This is a genomic window from Lutibacter sp. (assembly GCF_030692605.1).
Lineage (GTDB): Bacteria > Bacteroidota > Bacteroidia > Flavobacteriales > Flavobacteriaceae > Lutibacter.
The window spans coordinates 1-22,212 of sequence record NZ_JAUYUD010000045.1; the positions used below are offsets into that span (position 1 = coordinate 1).

Consider the following 22,212-nt stretch of genomic DNA (forward strand, 5'->3'; position numbering starts at 1 on the left):
TTTTAATATTTCTAAAATTTTGTCGTAATTTGATTTAAAGTTGTTCATATATTTAATTGCTTGATATACAAATAAATATACGACTTTATATAGTCAATGAACAACTTTTATTCCTGTTTTTATAAATGCACAACGGGTAAACTTAATAATATGTAATATATTATATTTCTTTTCTAGAAATCATAATATTTCTAATATAGATTATTGCACCAAAAATATGACCAATAAAAAGTACAGGGTCTTTCCTATAAATGGCATATGCCAAAATCATTGAAGAGCCAAGAAAGCTTAAAATCCAAAATCCGAAGGGTAAAGAAGATTTTTTATTTTTTTCAGAATAAATCCATTGATAAATAAACCGAAATGTAAATATAATTTGAGCAACAATTCCCCAAATTAATAACCAAAACGGAATGGATTTATTTTGTAATAAATTGTTTAAATCGTAAGTGTTATTATTGAAGTAATAAATTACAATAAACAATGGAAAAATTAGTAAAAAGCCACGTAAAATTCGATGTATTTTTTTCCATTCACCTTGCAGTTGAAGATTCCGAATGTAAATAAAATAGGTAAGTGTTTGACCAAGCATAATTGCAAAATCGTGTCTTAGATAACCATAAATAAATAGTAAAAAAGAGGCTAATAGACTAAATTTCCAAAAAATAGAAGGAGTAATTACTTTTTTGTTTTTTTCTGAAATAAACCATTGATACATAGATCTTATAAAGAAAAAAAATTGCCCTAAAAAACCAATGCCATATATAAGCCAAGTATTCATTAACCTTTTTTAGATATTTGGTAATTTAAATATTTTTTTTTCATCCATAAATAGGCAAAACAGTCTAATAATGGACCCAAAAGGCGATTCCATAATCCATACTTTGCTTCTCCTGCAATTCTGGGAAAATGTTGCACAGGAATTTGTTTTATTTTGCCGTTTTGTAATAAAATCATGGCAGGTAAAAAACGATGTAACCCTTTAAACATAGGAATGTTTTTAGCATATTCGGTTTTTATAACTTTAAGCGGGCAACCAGTGTCATCCATTCCATCATTAGTGAAAGCTCGTCGAATACCATTTGCAATAGTAGACGACATGTTTTTTACAAATGAATCTTGTCTATTTGAACGTACGCCAGTTACTAAATCATATTCTTCTATTTCAGCTAATAATAAATTAAAATCTTCGGGAGCAGTTTGCAAATCGGAGTCAATATAGCCAACTAATTCTGTGTCTGTATGTTTAAAACCAGCAGCAATTGCCGCACTTAAGCCACAATTATATTGAAATTCAATAAAAGTAAAATCAGGATTTTGAAGACAAATTTCTTCAATTAATTTTTGACTATTGTCTTTACTTCCGTCATTAACAAAAAGAATTTTAGTTTTTTTTATAGCTATTTTAATATAGTTAGAAAGTTCCTTTTCAACACGTTTTAAATTATCTTCCTCGTTATAAACAGGCACAACAATTGTAAATTGGTATTTCATTATTTTCTTAGTTTAAGTATTATTTCCATAGCTTTAATTGACTTTTTTTAAACAATTTTAAACCCAAAATTTACCAAATAGAGTTTGCAAATTTAAAATATTTTTTGTGAATTAAATTAAACGACCGATTTATTGTATTAATTGCTTTTTGAAGAACCTAAGTTGAAATTAAATTTTCAATATTTAACGATTAGTGTATCATTAAAATTAAGAATTAGTATAAAATTTTTCAATTTGGGATTTGTTAGTATCTTTACACCTTAAATTCAAGAACCTTTTAATGGAATTATACAAAACAAATCAGCTCAAAATATACAATTCTTTAAGTAAAACTAAAGAAGATTTTAAACCAATTGTTGAAGGAAATGTTGGAATGTATGTTTGTGGTCCAACCGTTTACAGCAATGTTCATTTAGGAAATGTAAGAACATTTATGTCTTTTGATTTGGTTTTTCGTTATTTAAAACACTTAGGTTATAAAGTGCGTTATGTTCGTAATATAACTGATGCTGGGCATTTAGAAAATGATGCTGATGAAGGTGAAGATAGAATAGCTAAAAAAGCTAGATTAGAGCAGATTGAGCCCATGGAAATAGTTCAACGATATACGGTTGATTTTCACCAAACGCTGCAAACTATCAATAATTTACCACCGAGTATTGAGCCAACGGCAACAGGTCATATTGTTGAACAAATTGAAATAATAAAAGATATTTTAGAAAAAGGGTTGGCTTATGAAATAAATGGTTCTGTTTACTTTGATGTTTTAAAATATAATGAAACTGAACATTATGGAATTCTTTCAGGTAGAAATATTGAAGATTCAATTCATAATACAAGAGAGTTAGACGGGCAATCGGAAAAGAAAAACCCACAAGACTTTGCGCTTTGGAAAAAAGCAGATGAACGTCATATTATGCGATGGCCTTCACCTTGGGGAGTTGGTTTCCCAGGTTGGCATTTAGAATGTACCGCTATGAGTACTAAATATTTAGGTGAAACATTTGATATTCACGGAGGTGGTTTGGATTTAAAATTTCCTCACCACGAATGTGAAATTGCACAGTCAAAAGTTAAAAATAATGTGAAGCCAGTTAATTATTGGATGCACGCAAATATGTTGATTTTAAATGGTCAAAAAATGGCTAAATCAACTGGTAATTACATTTTACCTAATGAAATATTTTCTGGGGAAAATACCATTTTAAGTAAAGCATTTACACCAAGTGCAACTAGATTTTTTATGTTGCAAGCACATTATAGAAGTGTGTTAGATTTTACCGGTGCAGGATTAGAAGCTTCGGAAAGAGGATTTATAAAAATGATGGAAGCATTTAATAAATTGGATAGTGTTGCAACATCTCAAACTTCTTCTTTAAACATAAGTGACTGGAAACAAAAATGTTATGATTCTTTAAACGACGATTTTAACAGTCCTATTTTAATTGCGAATTTGTTTGAAGCAGCAAAATATGTGAACTTATTAGTTGATAAAAAAGAAACCATTACCCAATTAGATTTAAATGAATTTAAAACAACTATTCATTCTTTTGTGTATGATGTTTTAGGATTACAAAACGATTTACAAAGTGACTCTTCAGAAAAGATAGCTGGTGTTGTTGAAATGCTAATTAAAATGAGAAATAAAGCTCGAGATAATAAAAATTGGGCTTTATCAGATGAAATTAGAGACGAATTAGCATCCTTAGGAATTCAGTTAAAAGACGGAAAAGATGGAACAACATTTTCAGTAAATTAATATGGGAAAATTCACTAAAATAATTGCTGTGCCATTTATTTGGTTTGTTCGGTTCTACCAAGCGGCTATTTCGCCAATTATTCCTTCCAGTTGTAGGTATTCACCAACATGTTCTCATTATATGTTAGATGCCTTAAAAATTCATGGACTGTTTAAAGGCGGTTGGATGGGGTTAAAACGGATTGGAAGTTGTCATCCTTGGGGAGGCAGTGGGTATGACCCAGTGCCTAAAAGCAACGAAAAGGACTAGCATTTTTATATAAATAGTAACAAATTATTGTTTATTTATACAAATAAACAGAGAAACAAATAAATTACCTAAAATGACACTACTTCAAATAGATTGGAACCCAGCTCCAGAAATTATCAAATTTGGCTCCTTTGCACTGCGCTATTACAGTTTAATGTTTGTAATTGCATTTATGCTTGGCTTGCATTTAATGAAAAAGGTTTATATCAATGAAAAAATTCCCTTAGAAAAATTAGACTCTTTATTTATCTATGTAGTAATTGCAACTTTATTAGGAGCTCGAATAGGTCATTTTTTATTTTATGATCCGGAATTTTTATTTAGAAAACCGCTTGAAGTAATTTTGCCATTTAAATTTTCACCTAAATTTGAATTTACGGGTTTTGCAGGTCTAGCTAGCCATGGAGCTGTAATTGGAATTATAACAGCCTTATATTTTTACAGTAAAAAAGTGCTTAATAAGCCTGTATTGTTTATTTTAGATAGAATGACAATGCCTGTTGCAATTGGAGGTGCTTTTGTCAGAATTGGTAATTTAATGAATTCTGAAATTATTGGGAAACCTACCAATGGTGATTATGGTTTTATTTTTAGACAATTAGGTGAAGATTTTCCTCGCCATCCAGCTCAATTGTACGAAGCAGTTTGTTATGCAGTGATTTTTGTAATTGTATATTTTGCCTATTGGAAAACAGACAAAAAGAATCAACCTGGATACATTTTTGGTCTATTTTTTACCCTATTATGGTCTGTTCGATTTATAATAGAATTCTTTAAAGAAGAACAAGTTGAAGGTGGTGAAAATTGGTTTTTAGATTTAAATACAGGACAAGTATTAAGTATACCTTTAATTATGGTTGGTCTTTATTTTATGTTTCGTAAAAAATAAGCTAGAAAATTTATTATATATAAAAAGCCATTGATTTCAATGGCTTTTTTATTTGCAAATAAATCTTTAATTTTTCTTTCTAATAGAACCTGATCCTATAGATTTTGTTTTTACGATTTTTGGATTTCCAGCATAAATTATGTTTCCTGAGCCCGCTATACTTGCATGAATTTCATTTGTAACCATTATTTTTACATCTCCATTTCCTGCAATTTCAATGGTTGCAATAGAAGCGATAAAATCAGGAGCATTTAAATTACCCGAACCAGCTATATTGCAAGAAAAATGATCAGAATTTCCGTTTAAGTTTATATTTCCTGAACCAGCAATTGTAGTGGCTATTTTTTTTGCTGAAACATTTAAATTCATATTGCCAGAGCCAGCTAAATTTAATTTTAAATCGGTTACAGAAATAACATCAGTAGTGAAAATATTGCCTGAGCCAGCCAATGAAACTTTCTCAATTATATCAATTGGTATGGTGATGGTTATTTTTTTATTGCTGTTTATAACATAACCTTCTTTAGTTTTTATTTTTAGACTTCCATCATTAACTTCAGTAATAATATAGTCCATTAGATTTTCATCTGTATTTATGGTAATAACTCTGTCAGTTCCTTTAAAGAGTTTGACATCAAAAGATCCAGCCACACTAATTTTATTAAAATCAGTAATCGTTCTAGTTTTTGTAATAATAATACCATTTCCTTTTATTTTCTTTGAATATATTTGAGCATTTAATGAAGTGCTTACTATAAATAGTACAAATAGGCTTGTTAAAATTTTCATGAGTATAATTTTTAATTAGTTGTAAATGTTAAACTTCCATAACCAGATTTAATTGATATAAGAGAATTTGAATTTTGTTTATTGTAGAACCCTTCATAATATTTTGAAGTAGTATTTTTTATTTCTTTATTAAAAGTGAAGCCATCTACCCCTTTGATACTTCCATAATTTAATGTAGCATTAATATTGAAAGAATTGCTATTATTAATTCCAAATTTTAAATGAGAGTATGAAGATTGTACTTTTATTAACTTAAAGTGATCACTTAATTCGTTTATTTTTAATGAGCCATAATCAATACCAAATTCTCCAGATCCACTTAATTTATCAACATTAATGTTCATATAACTGCTATTGCCTTTTAAATTTCCAATACTTTTAATTTTTAAGTCGCCATAGTCACAGTCATAAAATAAATCAATCATCATTCCAAATGACAGATTCGAATAGTCTGCATTTAATTTTATTTTTCCAGATTTTTCAACGTGTAGTTTGGAGTAATCTGCATTTATGGATCCGTCTTTCATATATTGAATAGTTGAATTATTGGTGTAATCAATATTAATTTGGTTATCAGAACTTAGTAACTCGCCAATATTTAATTTTCCATAATCACAATTAATTTTAGAACTTCCTTCTAATTTATCAATACTAATACCTCCATAATCATTATTAAGATTTACATTATTTGTAATTGGCATTTTAATTTGATAGTTAATCTCCATATTAACATTGTTATTTTTTCCCCAAAGGCTCCAAGAATTGCTTGTTTTTTCAATAATAGTTTTCGCAGTAACCTCGTTTAAATTGCCACTAAAGTCAACGGTAATTTCATCTAACTTATCCTTCACTTTTTCTTCATTATCACCATTTGTGGTAATACTTACTTTAATACTTATGGAATTTTCATTCCAAGTTACAATATCAATATTTCCATATTTATTTGTCACATTTAAAAAAGCGTTGCTATTCACTTTAAATTCTTTAGTAATAACTTTGTTTTTGGTGTATTTTCCTTTTTTGTCTGTAGCTGTAATTGCTATTGGTATAAGAAAAATAAGTAGTAATAATTTATACATTGTTTTGTGTTTTAAGTTGTTTAACATTTTCAATTTGAATTAATAATTGTTGCAATAATTCAATCCGTTGTTGAAAATTTGAAATCATTGCGTAAATAATTCTCTTATCATTTCTGCTTTCTTGGAGCTCTAGGGTAAGATTATAATAGTGAGTTTCGAGCTTTTGAAGTTGTATTAATGCATCATTAATTAATTGTTCAGTATCGTTGTTTCGTTTTGTTTCAATAGTTTCAAGTTCATTTTTAATGGTAGCTGTAAAATAACTTTGAGTTTCTTCCATTTTTGAAGACACATTGGCTAATTCTAACCCATTATTGGAGAGTGATTTTCCAATCCAAATACCAATAAATAGGAGTAGGGAGGCTGCAATTGCTATTATTGGAGATTTGTTAAAACCTTTTTTATTAGAAGTATTGCGGGCATTATTTAGTTTTTTTTCAAACCTATTGAAATGACCAATAGCTGGTTCTTCAATATCAAATTGGTTTTCTAATTTTTTTAAAATTATATCTAAATTATCGTTCATAAGTTGTTGTTAAAAGTTGTCTTAATTTATTTTTTGCTCTTGAAACAGTAGTTCTACTATTTTCATACGTCATTTTCATTATTTGAGCTATTTCTTCATAATCATAACCTTCAATTAAATATAAGGTTAGCGCTATTTTGTAATTATTTTTAAGTTTTGAAATTGAATTTAAAATATCGCGTGAGCTTAATAAACAATAATCGTTCTGTTCATCATTAACTTCAGATTTTATGTCGACAATTTCAAGTGGAACAGTTTCAATACGGTGATTTTTTTTAAGCGCTGTTAAACTGTTATTAATTACAATTCTTTTTAACCAAGCCCCAAAAGATACATTTCCACTAAACGAATCTAATTTTGTAAACGCTGCTAAAAATGAATCTTGCATAACATCTTCGGCTTCAAAACTATTATTAACAATTCGAAAAGACGTGTTGTACATCGCCTTATAATATTGCTTGTATATTGTAAACTGAGCAGTTTTATCTCCCTTTTTACAACGATCAATAAGTTGGTTATTATGTTGAATTTCTATTTTCAAAAATCGATTTCTAATTAAAAGACAATTACATTTTAAACCTGTTACACTTTTGATTAAATTTATCAAAAAATTATTAGATAGAATTAACTTATTTGGCATAACTATTGAAATTTATTAAATGTAAATACGTTAAAAGTTTAAGTAAAATACTAACAGTCAATAAAATAATTAAATTTTGTAAAAGTTAATAGGCTTAATTCTATGTAGCTTTGTGACAAAATGACCCAATATAAATTATGAGCAATTCAAAATTCCTAAAACTTGACAATCTGTCATTACAACACATGTTAGACGATGAAGCTGATTTAATTCCGTTAATGACTCCTGAAGATGAGGAAGAAATTAATAGAGAAGAAGTTCCAGATATTTTACCAATTTTACCTTTACGCAATACCGTTTTATTCCCTGGAGTTGTCATACCAATTACTGCAGGTAGAGATAAATCTATTCAGCTAATAAAAGATGCCTATAAAGGAAATAAAATAATTGGAGTTGTTTCACAAAAAAATGAAGGAATTGAAGATCCTACTGTAAACGATATTCATAGAGTTGGTACTGTTGCCCGTATTTTACGCATGTTAAAAATGCCTGATGGAAATACTACAGTAATTATTCAAGGTAAGAAACGTTTTGAAATTGAAAATTTTGTACAAGAAAAACCCTATTTTCAAGCAACGACTAAAGCATGTATTGAAGATAGAAAAGATGAAAAAGAGCCTGAATTTGAAGCCATTGTTGATTCAATTAAAGAAATGGCAATTAAAATTATTAGGGAAAATCCGAATTTACCTTCTGAAGCAACTTTTGCCATAAAAAATATTGAAAGCAGTCCGTTTTTAATCAACTTTGTTTCATCTAACATGAACCTAAAAGTTGAAGAGAAACAACAATTATTGCAAACAGATAATCTAAAAGAACGTGCACTATTGACACTTAAAAAAATGGATATTGAATTGCAACGATTGGAATTGCGTAATGATATTCAGTCAAAAACACGTTCTGATATGGATCAGCAACAACGTGAATATTATTTAAATCAGCAATTAAAAACCATTCAAGAAGAATTGGGAGGTGTTTCTTATGATGAAGAATTGGAAGAAATGCGTGTGAAATCTCATTCAAAAAAATGGAACGATGATGTAAAAGCAACTTTTGACAAAGAATTGGGTCGATTACAGCGTATGAATCCACAAATGTCTGAATATTCTATCCAACGTAATTATTTAGATTTATTATTGGAATTACCTTGGAATGAATATTCTGAGGATAAATTCGATTTAAAACACGCTCAAAAAGTATTAGACCGAGATCATTTTGGTTTAGAAAAAGTAAAAGAACGTATTATTGAACATTTAGCAGTTTTAAAAATAAAGGGGGATATGAAGTCTCCAATTATTTGTTTATACGGTCCTCCAGGTGTTGGAAAAACATCGTTGGGAAAATCAATTGCTGAATCTTTGGGAAGGAAATATGTAAGAATGTCTTTAGGTGGTTTGCGTGATGAGGCAGAAATTAGAGGTCATAGAAAAACATATATTGGTGCAATGCCAGGTCGTATTATTAAAGATATTAAAAAAGCAGGAACTTCAAATCCAGTTTTCGTTTTAGACGAAATTGATAAGTTGGCAAGTTCTAGCCACAATGGTGACCCTTCTTCTGCAATGTTAGAAGTGCTTGATCCAGAGCAAAATATGGCATTTTACGACAATTTTTTGGAGTTAGATTACGATTTATCTAAAGTGCTGTTTGTTGCTACTGCAAATAGTTTATCAACCATTCCTTGGGCCTTGCGAGATCGAATGGAAATTATAAATGTTTCAGGATATACCATTGAAGAAAAAATTGAAATTGCGAAAAGGCACTTACTTCCAAAACAACTAAAAGAACATGGGTTAACCAAAGAACATTTGCAAATGGGAAAGACTCAAATTGAAAAAATTGTAGTTGCTCATACTAGAGAATCTGGAGTTAGAACTTTAGAAAAGCAAATTGCAAAAATGGTTCGATTTGCAGCAAAATCGATTGCAATGGATGAAGAATATGACACAAATATTTCTATTGAAACTATTGATAAAGTATTAGGACCTTCACATTTAGAGCGTGATAAATATGAGAATAACAATGTAGCAGGTGTTGTGACAGGCTTAGCTTGGACAAGTGTTGGTGGTGATATTTTATTTATCGAAACCATTATTTCTAAAGGAAAAGGATTGACAATTACTGGGAATATTGGTAATGTAATGAAAGAATCGGCAACCATAGCAATGGAATATATTAAAGCTAATTCTGAAGAATTTGGAATTGATTCTAGGTTGTTAGATGATTATAAAGTACACATGCACATTCCTGAAGGGGCAACTCCAAAAGATGGGCCAAGTGCAGGTATTACTATGTTAACATCGTTAGTTTCAGTATTTACCCAGCGAAAAGTAAAGGCAAAAATAGCAATGTCAGGAGAAATTACACTTCGTGGTAAAGTATTGCCAGTTGGAGGTATTAAAGAGAAAATATTAGCGGCAAAGAGAGCCAACATCAAAGAAATTATATTATCTATTGAAAATAAAAAAGATATTGAAGAAATTAAACAATCCTATTTGAAAGGTTTGAAATTTCATTATGTATCGGAAATGAATGAAGTTATTGATATTGCTTTGATGAAACAAAAAGTTGAAAATGCTAAAAAGTTAACTATTAGTACTCCATTAAAAAGAAAGAAATAAAAAGAGAAGCTGTTTAAAAAGAAATAGTTGCGTTATTCTAAATGGAGATTTGGAAAATGTTACAATGCACTTTAAACAGCTTTTTTTAATTATAATTTTCTGATATCAATAATTTTACCTTTTTTTAAAGCGCCAGAACGGTCTAGATTATAAATAATTTCTGCTACTTTTTCAGGTGTAAAAAGTTCTCCTTTTTCAAAGAAATTAATAAACCTATTTACTGATTTAAATTGATCTTTGGAAGTATTTCTAATTTTGGTTTGCATATTCGTATCTACAATTCCCGGATAAATTGAAACTACTTTCACGCCATTTTTTATACTTTTTTGTTCTTTATAAATCACTTTGGTTACCATATCTAATCCTGCTTTAGAGGCGCAGTACATAGCCCAACTTCCATAAGGATTAACTGCTGCGCCTGAAGAAATATTGATAATTTTCTTTTTTGCAGCCCAGCCTTTTGTAAATTTTATAAATAAAGAACTTAGCACTAAAGGGGCTGCTAAATTGACTTGAATAGTATAACTTATAGCAGTTGCATTTAATTGATCTAAGCTATTAATTTCACCTAAATCACCTGCATTATTTATGAGGGTAATAATTTCAGTTTGTTCAGCATTTAATTGTTTGAAAATTTCGAGAAGTGTTGATTCAATAGTTTCAGGTGCACTTAAATCGCAAGTAAATTGTTCTATAGAATACGTTTTTTTTAATTTTGTGCGTGCAATTGAAAATACACGATACCCGTTTTTATGATATTCATTGGCTAAACCCAAGCCTAAACCTTTGCTTCCTCCAGTAATTATTACAATTTTTTCCATAAATAGACGGTTTGTGTATGTTTTGTTGAGCGATTTAAACAACTAATTTAGCAAATTAAAACCGAATAGAAAATCTACGTGGATTTTAGCATGTACACTAGAACTAGTAATTAATTCTACCCTGTGTTGGTATAGGTTTTGGAGTTGTTATATTCCTAGATTTTAAATACCCAGCCAAGACTCAAACATTTCCATTAAGTCACCAACAGCTAATGTTGCCCAAAGTATAACAAGACCAAAGATAATTTTTACAACAAGTGGAATCGAGAAACCAAACTTATTATTGAGAAATGTGTTTGTCGAAGGTAAGTATATGAACGAAATTAGTAGGTAAAACATTCCGGGTATAGGGTGAATCAAAATCATATTTAATATTCCAATTACAAAAAAAACTACAATAAATATCCAACAAATTATATTCCTAACTTTCGATTTGTTTTTCATACGGCTATTTTTATTTCGTTTTATCAAATGTGTGCCAACTATTGATATAGAAAAATATTAAAAATAAATGGTAAAATTAAATCTGGTTATTTATAAATAAGTTTGGCCTCATTCCAAAAAACATCCATTTCGTCTAAAGTCATATCATGTAACGATTTTCCTACTTTTTTTGCTTCAATTTCGAGGTATTGAAATCGGTTTATGAATTTTTTATTAGTGCGTTCTAAGGCATTTACCGGATTTACGTTAATAAATCGAGCATAATTAATCATAGAAAATAATACATCGCCAAACTCAGATTCGATATTGTTCGTATTTCCTTTTTTAACTTCTTCGTTGAGTTCGTTTAATTCTTCTTGAACCTTTTCCCATACTTGCTCAGGTTTTTCCCAATCAAAACCAACTCCAGATACTTTATCTTGAATGCGGTTTGCTTTAATCATTGCAGGTAAAGAAGCAGGAACGCCTTGTAAAACAGACACTTTTCCTTCTTTTAATTTAAGTTTTTCCCAATTTTGCTTAACATCTGCTTCATTATCTACTTTAACATCGCTGTAAATATGAGGGTGGCGGTGAACTAGTTTTTCTGAAATTGAATTAGCAACATCACCTATATCAAAAGCGTTGATTTCTGATCCAATTTTAGCATAAAAAACAATATGTAATAAAACATCGCCTAGCTCTTTTTTTATTTCGTCCAGATCGTTATTCAAAATGGCATCACCTAATTCGTAGGTTTCTTCGAGGGTTAAATGTCGAAGCGATTGGAAAGTTTGCTTTTGATCCCAAGGACAGCCAGCACGCAAATCGTCCATAATATCTAATAAACGACTAAAAGCTTGAAGTTGCTGTTCTCTTGAATTCATTTTAGGCTTGCTGTGAATTAGATTTTTCAACTTCTTCTTCCTCCTCTTTAATTGAAGAAAAATCAAAATTAACAGAAGCCAATAAATTATACCATTGTAATATTTTTTTAATATTTGAAGTGTATACTCTTTCTTCGTCAAAATTTGGAAGAATTTCTCTAAAGTAGTTTGTTAATACTTTTGCAGATTCTTTCGGGTTAATAGCTTCTTTACCATCTTCTTTTTCCGCGATAGTTTTTAAAATAATTCTAAGCGGAATTTCAGTTTCATACGTGTAAATTGCTATTTCATTCAGCGCACTCACATTACTATTAATTCCAACTGAGAACCTTTTTCCTTCTGCAATAGGTTCTACAATAATACCACCTTTAGATTGGGCTTTAACTTCAAAAAGACCTGGTTTACCATTAATTGCTACAATATCTTTTAAATCCATAATTTACTTTCTTTTCAATGTGGGAAATTTCATTCTATAATCTGTTGTTATGTTCCCTTTGGTTATATTTTCTAATTTTTTTTTAATCAATCGCTTTTTAAGTGATGAAATTTTATCGGTAAATAGAATTCCTTCAATATGATCGTATTCGTGCTGTACAACTCTTGCTGCAATACCATCAATTACATCAATATGTTTTACAAAATTTTCATCAAGGTATTCTATGGTAATTTTTTCTTTTCTAAAAACGTCTTCTCTAATGTCAGGAATGCTTAGACAGCCTTCGCTAAATGCCCATTCATCACCTTCTTCTTTAATAATTTTAGCATTGATAAAAATCTTTTTAAAATTGCTTAAAAATTCTTGTTCGTTGTCTTCCAAATCCTCGTCAGCTGCAAAAGGGGAGGTATCTATTATAAATAATCGTATGGCTAATCCAATTTGAGGTGCTGCAAGACCAACGCCAAGTGCATTGTTCATCGTTTCCTTCATATCCAAAATAAGTTGAGATAATTCTAAATAATTTTGGTCAATATCAATTCCTATTTTTCTTAAAACTGGATCTCCGTATGCAATAATTGGTAAAATCATAATATTTTATATGGTTTGCAAAAATACAAATTATAAGGTTAAAGAAAAAAATATTACTAAAGAGAAATTGATTAGGCTGCCAAATTATTTTTCATCCATTGATAAAGATTTACATAAATAAACATAATTTTAAAAAGTTTAACTCCATTAGGTACGCGATTTTTCAAATTTTTATCTTTTTCTAAAATTTGAAAATGGTTTTTAAAATTCAAATGTTTAAAACTATTGTTAGAAAAAGAAATTTTATTTTTAAAAGGTAAATTATGAAAATCTTTAAAATTTTTTTCACTTGCATACCAAGCATCACATATTTTAAAAATATAGTTATCCTTATTTGTTTCTTCTAACATTCTCGCTGTTCGTCTATCCCATTTAGTTTTAGCTTCATCTTCAGTTTTATAATGTGTGAAATGTAATTCAATATCGCCTAATTTTGCTAATGGATACGTTATTTTGCGATAGTTATATTTGCTTTCTGTAATAAAAATCACAGGTAGGTTCATATAATAATCAAAATTTGAAAGCAATTTAAGGTAACAGTCTCCATAAAATCCAACACTGATAAATGGAGAATTATAAGGGCGCTCTAACCATTGATAAACCGATCCTGCCCAACAATTATCACAAACTATAACAAAATTTTTGTCCTTTAAAAGTTCAATATCGGTTTTGCTGAACTTTTTTTGAAAAAAAACTCTATATTTTCTTCTTATAAAAACAACTAATTGTCTAAATATATTATTTTTCATTTTTTTCTAAAAAGGTCTGTAAAATTATTGTAGCACTAATTTCATCTAAAAGTTCTTTTTTTTGGCGATACTTCTTTTTTAATCGAGTATCAATCATAGATTGAAATGCTATTTTGGAGGTAAAACGCTCATCAATACGTTTTATTGGAATTTTTGGATAAGTCAGTTTTAATTTTTCAATAAAAGGAATAATAAATTGTTCACTTTCACTAACTGAAGCATTCATTTGTTTTGGTTCTCCTACAATAAATAATTCAACATTTTCATTTTTTAAATAGTCATTTAAAAAAGAAAATAGTTGTTTTGTTTCGACGGTAGTTAGACCAGATGCAATTATTTGCAACTCATCGGTTACCGCAATTCCAGTTCTTTTTACACCATAATCAAATGCTAAAATTCTTGCCAATAGGTTACATTTTTAATATTTGTGTGCAAATTTAGGTATTTTAAGTGAAATATTTTTTTAAGCATTATATTTGTGCGAAATACATATTAAAAAAATGAATAATCTTAGAGAAATAATTGAGAAAGCTTGGAATAATCGAGATTTATTAAAAGATGAATTAACTCAAAACGCTATTAGAGAAGTTGTTAATTTATTAGATAATGGTTTGCTACGTGTTGCAGAACCTACCAAAAATGGTTGGCAAGTAAATGAATGGGTTAAAAAAGCGGTTGTGTTGTATTTTCCAATTCAAAAAATGGAAACCATGGAAGTAGGTATTTTTGAATATCATGATAAAATTCCGTTAAAAAGAGGATATAAAGAAAAAGGAATTAGGGTAGTACCACATGCTGTTGCACGCCATGGTTCCTATATTGCAAGTGGAACTATTTTAATGCCAAGTTATGTAAATATTGGTGCTTATGTAGATGAAGGAACCATGGTAGATACATGGGCTACAGTTGGCAGTTGTGCACAGATTGGTAAAAATGTGCATTTAAGTGGCGGCGTTGGTATTGGTGGCGTTTTAGAACCTTTACAAGCTTCGCCTGTTATTATTGAAGATGATGTTTTTATTGGTTCGCGTTGTATTGTTGTTGAGGGAGTTAGAGTTGAAAAAGAAGCGGTTTTAGGTGCGAATGTGGTTTTAACTATGAGCACTAAAATTATTGATGTTACCGGTGATAAACCTGTTGAAATGAAAGGAATTGTTCCTTTTCGTTCAGTTGTAATTCCTGGAACCTACACTAAAAGTTTTCCAGCCGGTGAATTCCAAGTGCCTTGTGCTTTAATAATTGGTAAACGTAAAGAAAGCACCAATAAAAAAACATCTTTAAATGATGCACTTCGAGAAAACGATGTTGCCGTTTAGAATATTTTAAGACTCCGATTATTTCGGAGTTTTTTTTGCTTTTTGTAAAAGATGAATTTATTAATATTAAAATTCTATTTTTGCATAACACATATAACTTCTAATTTTTATAATTTGAAAATTATCATTTTAGCAGCCGGTATTGGCTCTCGACTTGGAAATCCTTTTCCAAAACCACTTACCTTATTAAAAGATGGAGAGAGTATTATGGAAAAACAACTTAATAATATTTCTAAGTATTTCGATATAAATGATGTTACCATAGTAGTAGGATTTAAAAAGGACTTAATTATGGAACGTTTTCCAGAGGTAAATTACGTTTACAATCCGTTTTTTGATACCACTAACACTTCAAAAAGTTTGTTACAAGGATTGAAAAAACATAAAGGTAAATCGGTACTTTGGTTTAATGGTGATGTTGTTTTTGATGATAAATTATTATCAGTATTAATTGAAGATATTGAACAGAAAAACTCTTTTATAGCGGTTAATACTTCGAGTGTTGCAGATGAAGAAGTAAAATACACTCTAAAAAATGGATTTGTTTTTGAACTTTCTAAAGAGGTTAAAAATGGTTTGGGAGAAGCGGTAGGCATTAATTTTATTTCAAAACATCATTTAGATATCTTGATTTCGCAACTGGAAAAATGTAAGGATAACGATTATTTTGAAAAAGGTTTGGAAATGGCAATTACCGAAAATAAAATTGAAGTTAAGGCTATAGATATTTCAAAATTCAATTGTATAGAAGTTGATTTTACTGAAGACTTACAAAATGCAAATAAGATAGTTTAAAGGCTTTGAAAACAGTATTATTTTGTCAAAATCCGTATGCTTTTGGAATTTTAGAACCAATTATGATGGTTTTAAAAGAGAAAGGCCATCAATATTTATGGTTTGTAACACCTAACTTAAAAGACAAATTTCCTTTCAAAAAAGAACCTTTTACATCAAGTATGAAGGAGGTTATAGCATTTAATAGTGATTCTATTTTTGTGCCTGGAAATGAAGTTCCTCATTATTTAAGAGGATTAAAAGTGCAAGTATTTCACGGTTTAGCTGGTGAAAAGAAAGGACATTTTAGAATTAGACATTACTTCGATTTGTACTTAACACAAGGTCCTTATTTTACAAAAAAGTTTTTAGAGTTAAAAAATAAACACAAAAACTTTGAAGTTATTGAAACTGGTTGGTCAAAATTGGATATTTATGGAAAAGAATTGCATAAATATGATACAAATAAAAAGGAATTATTACAAAAATACCAGGCGAAAAAAATAGTGTTATATGCGCCAACATTTTCTCCAAAATTGACTTCAGCTTCTTTTTTAATTGACGAGTTTAAAAAACTTGCAAATAATAAGGATTACTTAATTTTGGTAAAGTTTCATGATTTAATGTCGAATCCTTTAATTGAAGCCTATAAAAAATTAGCCAACGAAACTCAAAATATTATATTTGAAAAAGAACGAAACATTATCAAGTTTTTATTGATGGCGGATATTTTAATAAGCGACACGTCTTCAGTTGTTTACGAGTTTTTATTATTAGACAAACCTGTAATTACTTTTAAAAGTAGTTCAGAAAATATAGCTTGGGATAATGCTACAAATTATATTAATTTGACATTAAAAATAGAAGACAATTTAACCAACGATGTGTTTAAATCTCAAAGAGCAACTATTGTTCAAGAATATCATCCTTATTACGACGGAAATTCTACGTTAAGAATGGTTGAAGCTGTTTCAAATTTTATTGCAAAAAATGGAGTACCAGAAAAAAGAAATTTATCATTTTTACGTCGTTTAAAAATCAATAAAATATTTGGAAAATATTAAATTGTTACGAATATTCAAATTAAATAAAGCTTGTTTCAATTTGTATTGCCCTTTCTAAAGTATAAATTTGCACATTATTTACAATAACTATGCCTTACAGTAAAAACGTTTATAAAGACGCATTAACAAATTCAGTTTTTGAATATATTTCTAAAGCAGCATCTGGTTTAAATGTAGAAACCTATGTTATAGGTGGTTTTGTACGTGATTATTTTTTAAAAAGAGGAGCGCCAAAAGATATTGATATTGTTGCAATTGGAAGCGGAATAGAGTTAGCAGAAGCTGTTGCGGCACTTATGCCACATAAACCCAAAGTACAAGTTTTTAAGACGTATGGAACAGCAATGCTCCGTTTTGGAGACTATGAAATTGAATTTGTTGGCGCACGAAAAGAATCATATCACGAGGATAGTAGAAATCCTGTTGTTGAAGATGGAACACTAGATGATGATCAAAATAGAAGAGATTTCACAATAAATGCCTTGGCGTTAAGCCTAAATAAATCTGATTTCGGGACACTTCTAGATCCTTTCAATGGCATAAAAGATTTAGAAAATAAAATTATAAAAACGCCATTAAATCCAGATATTACTTATTCGGATGATCCATTGCGTATGATGCGTGCTATTAGGTTTGCAACTCAATTTGGTTTTTCTATTGAAAACAATTCTTTGGAAGCAATTTCGAAAAATGCTGAAAGATTAGACATCATTACTATTGAACGAATTATGGATGAATTCAATAAAATTATGAGTTCACCAGTGCCTTCAGTTGGCTTGTTACTTTTAAATGAAACCAATCTTTTAGTCCGTTTTTTATCGGAAATTACAGATCTAAAAGGTGTTGAGGAAGTTGAAGGACAAAAACATAAGGATAATTTTTACCATACTTTTGAGGTAGTTGATAATATTGCCAAAAATACATCCGATCTATGGTTGCGTTGGGCGGCACTTTTACACGATATTGGAAAGGCACCAACCAAAAAATTTCATAAAACATTGGGATGGACATTTCATGGTCACGAATTTGTTGGTTCAAAAATGGTGTTTAAGTTATTTAAACGGTTGCGTTTACCAATGAACATTAAAATGAAGTTTGTTCAAAAAATGGTATTGTTAAGTTCACGACCAATTGTGTTGGCAACTGAAGTAACAGACTCAGCTGTTAGACGTTTGGTTTTTGATTCTGGAGATGATATTGAAAGTTTAATGACTTTGTGTGAAGCAGACATTACAACTAAAAACCCTTCACGTTTTAATAAATACCATCACAATTTTACCATTGTAAGAGATAAAATTAAAGAAGTTGAAGAGCGTGATCACATTCGTAATTTTCAACCTCCAATTTCTGGAGAGCTTATTATGGAAACCTATAATTTAAAACCTTGTAGAGAAATTGGGCAAATAAAAGATGCTATTAAAGAAGCTATTTTGGAAGGTGAAATTGCAAATGATTACCAAGAAGCATATGACTTTATGCTTAAAAAAGGTGCAAAATTAGGTTTGAAAAAATAATTGATAATTATCTATTATCTAAAAAGATTGCATCGTAACTAATTTATAATACTCACCTTTATTTGCCAATAGTTCATCGTGTTTACCTTGTTCTACAATTTCTCCTTTTTTCATAACTACAATTATATCAGCTTTTTGAATGGTTGATAATCGATGAGCAATAACCAATGATGTTCTATTTTCCATCATTTTTTCTAGGGCTAATTGTACCAATTGTTCACTTTCGGTATCTAAAGCAGATGTGGCTTCATCTAAAACCATTATAGGTGGATTTTTAAGTACTGCACGAGCTATACTTAATCGTTGTTTTTGACCGCCAGAAAGTGTATTTCCGCTATCGCCAATATTTGTATCAAACTGTTGAGGTAAGTCTTTTATAAATTCATAAGCATTTGCAATGGTTGAGGCTTCTAATACTTGTTCATAAGTAGCGCTGTCAACTCCAAGGCTTATATTGTTTTTAACCGTGTCATTAAATAAAATAGATTCTTGCGTAACAATCCCCATTAATCCACGAAGCGATTTTTGTTTTAAATCTTTAATGTCAATACCATCGATTTTTACAACACCTTTATTTACATCATAAAAACGAGTAATTAGGTTTGCTAAGGTAGATTTTCCACTACCAGATTGACCAACAAGTGCAACAGTCTGACCTTTCACCAATTTTAACGAAAAATTCTTTAACACGTATTCATCTTTGTATTTAAAAGAAATATTTTCAAATGAAATTTCAGTGGTAAAAGTTTCTTTATCTAATGCATTTGGTTTATCTATAATGGTATTTTCGGTTTCTAAAATACTCAAGATTCTCTCTGCTGATGCATTTCCTTTTTGAATATTATAAAATGCTGTTGTTAGTGATTTTACAGGATTTAGAATTAAATAAAATAACCCGATATATGTTAAAAATTGCTCAGGTTTTAAATCGCCTGAATCACCTAAAACTAATTTTCCACCATACCATAAAATGATGATAATTGTGGTTGAGCCTAAAAACTCACTCATAGGTGAAGCCAATGTTTTACGGTGTAAAACGCTCGTCATTAAAACTCTAAATTTATGTGTAGATTCTCTAAATTTTTGTTCAATTTTATTTTCTGCGTTAAACCCTTTAATAACGCGTAAACCTGTTAAGGTTTCTTCAATAAACGATAAAAAATTTCCGGTCTCATGCTGTGCCTTTAAAGATTGAGCTTTTAATTTTTTACTTAATGTAGAAATAATAAACCCAGAAATTGGTAATAAAATAAATACAAATAATGTTAATTTTGGACTTATTATTAACATTATGGTTAATGAAATGATGATGGTAAGAGGCTCGCTAACAACTGCTTCTAATGAAGTTAAAAAAGAATGTTCAATTTCTTGAACATCAGATGTCATTCTAGAAATAAGATCTCCTTTCTTTTTTTTAGAAAAATAAGCCAATGGTAATTCCACTATTTTATGGTAAATACTATCTCTTAAATCCTTTACTACGCCATTTCTTAAAAAGGCCAAAGAAAAGGAAGCTAAGTATCTAAATAGATTTTTAAAGAAAAACAAAAATAAGGTTAACCCACAAACAAAAACTAGTGTATTAACAGCGCCTTCTGTTTCTATTTTGTAAGAAATAAAATAGTAAAAACTATCTTGAGCATAGTCTCCCAGAGAAAAGAATCCATCATAAATAGGTTTTTCACTTACTTTGTTTTCTTGTTTAAACAGAATGTTTAAAACAGGAATAAAGGCAACAATTGTTAGCACATTAAAAATGGCAAATAAAATATTAAATAACACATTAAACCAAGCAAATTTGGAATATGGTTTGGCGTATTTTAAAATTTTTCTAAAATAGTTCATTAAGTTAATTTCAATTCTTTAATTATTCGTTGGATTTTTGCATCCAATTTTACTTCAACTTTTTTAGCATTTTCTATTGAATCTAATTTAGATTTAACACTAAAATAGAATTTTATTTTAGGTTCTGTTCCACTTGGTCTTGCAGCTATTTTTGTACCATCTTCAGTTTCATAAATTAGTACATTTGACTTATGCAGGTCAATTGTTTCAACCCTACCAGTCATAAGATTTTTTTTAGTTGAGGTTTCATAATCAAACAAAAACTTCACTTTAGACCCGTCAATCTCCGAAACTGGATTTTTACGTAAATCTACCATCATTTGTTTGATTTGGTCTGCGCCATCCATTCCTTTTTTAACCAATGAAATTAGATGTTCTTTATAAAAATGATTGTCCATATAAATTTGTAATAACTCATTATACATAGAACTTCCTTTATATTTTGCGTTTGCAGCAATCTCACAAGCAAGTAGGGTAGCTGTCACAGCATCCTTATCTCTCACAAAATCTCCAACCATATACCCAAAACTTTCTTCACCACCTCCAATAAAATCTTGTTTTCCTTCAGCATCGCGAATCATTTTGGCAATCCATTTAAAACCAGTTAAACCAACCTTAGTTTCAACTTCGTATCGAGCAGCAATTTCGTTAACTAAATTTGTTGAAACTATAGTAGAACCCACAAATTGTTTACCGTTTAATTTACCTTCTTTTTTCCAATTTTTTATTAGGAAATCAGTCATTAAACACATGGTTTGATTTCCATTTAACAACTTCATATTTCCCTCATTATCTCTTACTGCAATACCTAGTCGGTCACTATCTGGATCAGTTCCAATTAAAATATCGGAACCAATTTTATTTGCTAATTCTGTAGCCATTTTTAAGGCTGCGGGTTCTTCAGGATTTGGTGAAACTACTGTTGGAAAATCTCCATTTGGTTCACGCTGCTCTTCGACAATATGTACATTGGTATACCCAGCTTTTTTAAAAGCAAATGGAATCGATTTTATTGAAGTTCCATGTAGCGAGGTGAAAACTATTTTTAAATTTTCTCGTCCAGAAATATCAAAAGTTCCATTTTTTACAGAAGCATCAATAAATGCTTCATCAACTTTTTCCCCTATTATTTCAATTAAATCTTCATTTGAATTGAAATTTATTTCGGAAAAATCTAAACTTGTTACTTCATTAATAATATTTTCATCGTCTGGAGGAACAATTTGACCTCCATCATTCCAATACACCTTATAACCATTATATTCTGGAGGATTATGAGAAGCTGTTAAAACAATCCCTGCATCACAACCTAAATGTTTTACAGCAAAAGAAAGCTCTGGAGTTGGACGCAAATCTTCAAATAAATATACTTTTATTTTATTTGCTGAAAATACATCAGCCACTAATTTTGCAAATAATTGGCTGTTATGCCTGCAATCAAAAGCAATGGCAACTTTTAGTTTTTTTTCTGGAAACGTTTTTCTCAAATAGTTTGACAACCCTTGTGTTGCTTTTCCTAAGGTGTATTTGTTAACTCTGTTAGTTCCTGCACCCATAACACCGCGCATACCACCAGTACCAAATTCTAAATCTTTGTAAAAACTTTCGATCAATTGTTCTGTATTTGCATCGATAAGGTTTTGAACTTCACGTTTAGTCTCTTTATCAAAAGTATCCGTAAGCCAAAGCGTAGCTTTTTCTAAAATTGTTGACATATGTTTTGTTTAATAAATATTTGAATTAAA

The 22,212-nt window shown here is 29.6% G+C and carries 22 protein-coding genes; 8 read left to right on the forward strand and 14 right to left on the reverse strand.

The window, feature by feature from the left end; genetic code table 11:
• Nucleotides 1-160: 160 nt before the first annotated feature.
• On the reverse strand, nt 161-781 hold the full coding sequence (locus Q8S45_RS04010) for a lipid-A-disaccharide synthase N-terminal domain-containing protein (protein WP_305601443.1): 621 nt from the start codon (nt 779-781) through the stop codon (nt 161-163).
• Nucleotides 781-1,494, reverse strand: coding sequence for a glycosyltransferase family 2 protein (locus Q8S45_RS04015; RefSeq protein ID WP_305601445.1), 714 nt, complete (start codon nt 1,492-1,494; stop codon nt 781-783). The genes Q8S45_RS04010 and Q8S45_RS04015 overlap by 1 nt, the downstream gene beginning before the upstream one ends.
• A 280-nt stretch (nt 1,495-1,774) precedes the next feature.
• Between Q8S45_RS04015 and cysS the strand changes: the two genes are divergently transcribed.
• The 3 genes from cysS (at nt 1,775) to lgt (ending at nt 4,392) form a co-directional block, all read left to right on the forward strand.
• Nucleotides 1,775-3,253 carry a cysteine--tRNA ligase gene (gene cysS, locus Q8S45_RS04020; RefSeq protein ID WP_305601447.1) on the forward strand — a complete coding sequence of 493 codons (1,479 nt, stop codon included), beginning with the start codon at nt 1,775-1,777 and terminating at the stop codon, nt 3,251-3,253.
• 1 nt (nt 3,254) lies between these two features.
• Nucleotides 3,255-3,503, forward strand: coding sequence for a membrane protein insertion efficiency factor YidD (gene yidD, locus Q8S45_RS04025; RefSeq protein ID WP_305601449.1), 249 nt, complete (start codon nt 3,255-3,257; stop codon nt 3,501-3,503).
• Between the two features lie 73 nt (nt 3,504-3,576).
• Nucleotides 3,577-4,392, forward strand: coding sequence for a prolipoprotein diacylglyceryl transferase (lgt, locus tag Q8S45_RS04030; RefSeq protein ID WP_305601452.1), 816 nt, complete (start codon nt 3,577-3,579; stop codon nt 4,390-4,392).
• Nucleotides 4,393-4,458: 66 nt separating this feature from the next.
• Here lgt and Q8S45_RS04035 read toward each other — a convergent pair whose 3' ends face one another.
• From Q8S45_RS04035 to Q8S45_RS04050, 4 genes are read right to left on the reverse strand one after another with little or no spacing between them, the layout of a single operon-like run.
• A complete protein-coding gene (locus Q8S45_RS04035; RefSeq protein ID WP_305601454.1) occupies nt 4,459-5,181 on the reverse strand; it encodes a head GIN domain-containing protein in 723 nt (240 codons plus the stop codon).
• 11 nt (nt 5,182-5,192) lie between these two features.
• Nucleotides 5,193-6,260: a hypothetical protein gene (locus tag Q8S45_RS04040; RefSeq protein ID WP_305601456.1), complete on the reverse strand. Its 1,068-nt coding sequence runs from the start codon at nt 6,258-6,260 to the stop codon at nt 5,193-5,195.
• Complete coding sequence (locus Q8S45_RS04045) at nt 6,253-6,786, reverse strand: hypothetical protein (protein ID WP_305601457.1); 534 nt, start codon at nt 6,784-6,786, stop codon at nt 6,253-6,255. Before Q8S45_RS04045 ends, Q8S45_RS04040 begins: the two co-directional genes overlap by 8 nt.
• Complete coding sequence (locus Q8S45_RS04050) at nt 6,776-7,327, reverse strand: RNA polymerase sigma factor (RefSeq protein ID WP_305601458.1); 552 nt, start codon at nt 7,325-7,327, stop codon at nt 6,776-6,778. Before Q8S45_RS04050 ends, Q8S45_RS04045 begins: the two co-directional genes overlap by 11 nt.
• Nucleotides 7,328-7,563: 236 nt before the next feature.
• On the opposite strand from Q8S45_RS04050, the gene lon reads away from it, so the two are divergent.
• A complete protein-coding gene (lon, locus tag Q8S45_RS04055; protein WP_305601459.1) occupies nt 7,564-10,047 on the forward strand; it encodes an endopeptidase La in 2,484 nt (827 codons plus the stop codon).
• An 89-nt stretch (nt 10,048-10,136) separates the two neighbouring features.
• Here lon and Q8S45_RS04060 read toward each other — a convergent pair whose 3' ends face one another.
• The 6 genes from Q8S45_RS04060 to ruvX all read right to left on the reverse strand — a co-directional run bounded on the left by Q8S45_RS04060 (nt 10,137) and on the right by ruvX (nt 14,360).
• On the reverse strand, nt 10,137-10,868 hold the full coding sequence (locus Q8S45_RS04060; RefSeq protein WP_305601461.1) for an SDR family NAD(P)-dependent oxidoreductase: 732 nt from the start codon (nt 10,866-10,868) through the stop codon (nt 10,137-10,139).
• Between the two features lie 530 nt (nt 10,869-11,398).
• Nucleotides 11,399-12,178: a nucleoside triphosphate pyrophosphohydrolase gene (mazG, locus tag Q8S45_RS04065; RefSeq protein WP_305601462.1), complete on the reverse strand. Its 780-nt coding sequence runs from the start codon at nt 12,176-12,178 to the stop codon at nt 11,399-11,401.
• 1 nt (nt 12,179) lies between these two features.
• The gene (locus tag Q8S45_RS04070) at nt 12,180-12,614 is read right to left on the reverse strand and encodes a DUF5606 domain-containing protein (protein ID WP_305601464.1); all 435 of its coding nucleotides are present in this window, start codon (nt 12,612-12,614) and stop codon (nt 12,180-12,182) included.
• Between the two features lie 3 nt (nt 12,615-12,617).
• On the reverse strand, nt 12,618-13,205 hold the full coding sequence (gene def, locus Q8S45_RS04075; protein ID WP_305601466.1) for a peptide deformylase: 588 nt from the start codon (nt 13,203-13,205) through the stop codon (nt 12,618-12,620).
• A 71-nt stretch (nt 13,206-13,276) separates the two neighbouring features.
• Nucleotides 13,277-13,954 carry a DUF1919 domain-containing protein gene (locus Q8S45_RS04080; protein ID WP_305601468.1) on the reverse strand — a complete coding sequence of 226 codons (678 nt, stop codon included), beginning with the start codon at nt 13,952-13,954 and terminating at the stop codon, nt 13,277-13,279.
• The gene (gene ruvX, locus Q8S45_RS04085; RefSeq protein ID WP_305601470.1) at nt 13,944-14,360 is read right to left on the reverse strand and encodes a Holliday junction resolvase RuvX; all 417 of its coding nucleotides are present in this window, start codon (nt 14,358-14,360) and stop codon (nt 13,944-13,946) included. The genes Q8S45_RS04080 and ruvX overlap by 11 nt, the downstream gene beginning before the upstream one ends.
• A gap of 94 nt (nt 14,361-14,454) precedes the next feature.
• Between ruvX and Q8S45_RS04090 the strand changes: the two genes are divergently transcribed.
• The 4 genes from Q8S45_RS04090 (at nt 14,455) to Q8S45_RS04105 (ending at nt 18,622) form a co-directional block, all read left to right on the forward strand.
• On the forward strand, nt 14,455-15,270 hold the full coding sequence (locus Q8S45_RS04090) for a 2,3,4,5-tetrahydropyridine-2,6-dicarboxylate N-succinyltransferase (protein ID WP_305601472.1): 816 nt from the start codon (nt 14,455-14,457) through the stop codon (nt 15,268-15,270).
• 114 nt (nt 15,271-15,384) lie between these two features.
• On the forward strand, nt 15,385-16,065 hold the full coding sequence (locus Q8S45_RS04095; RefSeq protein ID WP_305601473.1) for a phosphocholine cytidylyltransferase family protein: 681 nt from the start codon (nt 15,385-15,387) through the stop codon (nt 16,063-16,065).
• A 5-nt stretch (nt 16,066-16,070) separates the two neighbouring features.
• On the forward strand, nt 16,071-17,108 hold the full coding sequence (locus tag Q8S45_RS04100; RefSeq protein WP_305601475.1) for a CDP-glycerol glycerophosphotransferase family protein: 1,038 nt from the start codon (nt 16,071-16,073) through the stop codon (nt 17,106-17,108).
• An 89-nt stretch (nt 17,109-17,197) separates the two neighbouring features.
• Nucleotides 17,198-18,622 (forward strand): CCA tRNA nucleotidyltransferase, encoded by a 1,425-nt coding sequence (locus Q8S45_RS04105; RefSeq protein WP_305601477.1) that lies wholly within the window; start codon nt 17,198-17,200, stop codon nt 18,620-18,622.
• Nucleotides 18,623-18,640: 18 nt separating this feature from the next.
• Here the strand turns inward: Q8S45_RS04105 and Q8S45_RS04110 are convergent, their stop codons facing one another.
• Complete coding sequence (locus Q8S45_RS04110; RefSeq protein WP_305601479.1) at nt 18,641-20,467, reverse strand: ABC transporter ATP-binding protein; 1,827 nt, start codon at nt 20,465-20,467, stop codon at nt 18,641-18,643.
• Nucleotides 20,467-22,182: a phospho-sugar mutase gene (locus tag Q8S45_RS04115; RefSeq protein ID WP_305601481.1), complete on the reverse strand. Its 1,716-nt coding sequence runs from the start codon at nt 22,180-22,182 to the stop codon at nt 20,467-20,469. The genes Q8S45_RS04110 and Q8S45_RS04115 overlap by 1 nt, the downstream gene beginning before the upstream one ends.
• Nucleotides 22,183-22,212: the final 30 nt, after the last annotated feature.

Coding starts and splice junctions, on each gene's coding strand:
- Q8S45_RS04010 (WP_305601443.1), bottom strand. CDS start 781: ATGAATACTTGGCTTATATATGGCATTGGTTTTTTAGGGCAATTTTTT.
- Q8S45_RS04015 (WP_305601445.1), bottom strand. CDS start 1,494: ATGAAATACCAATTTACAATTGTTGTGCCTGTTTATAACGAGGAAGAT.
- cysS (WP_305601447.1), top strand. CDS start 1,775: ATGGAATTATACAAAACAAATCAGCTCAAAATATACAATTCTTTAAGT.
- yidD (WP_305601449.1), top strand. CDS start 3,255: ATGGGAAAATTCACTAAAATAATTGCTGTGCCATTTATTTGGTTTGTT.
- lgt (WP_305601452.1), top strand. CDS start 3,577: ATGACACTACTTCAAATAGATTGGAACCCAGCTCCAGAAATTATCAAA.
- Q8S45_RS04035 (WP_305601454.1), bottom strand. CDS start 5,181: ATGAAAATTTTAACAAGCCTATTTGTACTATTTATAGTAAGCACTTCA.
- Q8S45_RS04040 (WP_305601456.1), bottom strand. CDS start 6,260: ATGTATAAATTATTACTACTTATTTTTCTTATACCAATAGCAATTACA.
- Q8S45_RS04045 (WP_305601457.1), bottom strand. CDS start 6,786: ATGAACGATAATTTAGATATAATTTTAAAAAAATTAGAAAACCAATTT.
- lon (WP_305601459.1), top strand. CDS start 7,564: ATGAGCAATTCAAAATTCCTAAAACTTGACAATCTGTCATTACAACAC.
- Q8S45_RS04060 (WP_305601461.1), bottom strand. CDS start 10,868: ATGGAAAAAATTGTAATAATTACTGGAGGAAGCAAAGGTTTAGGCTTG.
- mazG (WP_305601462.1), bottom strand. CDS start 12,178: ATGAATTCAAGAGAACAGCAACTTCAAGCTTTTAGTCGTTTATTAGAT.
- Q8S45_RS04070 (WP_305601464.1), bottom strand. CDS start 12,614: ATGGATTTAAAAGATATTGTAGCAATTAATGGTAAACCAGGTCTTTTT.
- def (WP_305601466.1), bottom strand. CDS start 13,205: ATGATTTTACCAATTATTGCATACGGAGATCCAGTTTTAAGAAAAATA.
- Q8S45_RS04080 (WP_305601468.1), bottom strand. CDS start 13,954: ATGAAAAATAATATATTTAGACAATTAGTTGTTTTTATAAGAAGAAAA.
- Q8S45_RS04090 (WP_305601472.1), top strand. CDS start 14,455: ATGAATAATCTTAGAGAAATAATTGAGAAAGCTTGGAATAATCGAGAT.
- Q8S45_RS04105 (WP_305601477.1), top strand. CDS start 17,198: ATGCCTTACAGTAAAAACGTTTATAAAGACGCATTAACAAATTCAGTT.
- Q8S45_RS04110 (WP_305601479.1), bottom strand. CDS start 20,467: ATGAACTATTTTAGAAAAATTTTAAAATACGCCAAACCATATTCCAAA.
- Q8S45_RS04115 (WP_305601481.1), bottom strand. CDS start 22,182: ATGTCAACAATTTTAGAAAAAGCTACGCTTTGGCTTACGGATACTTTT.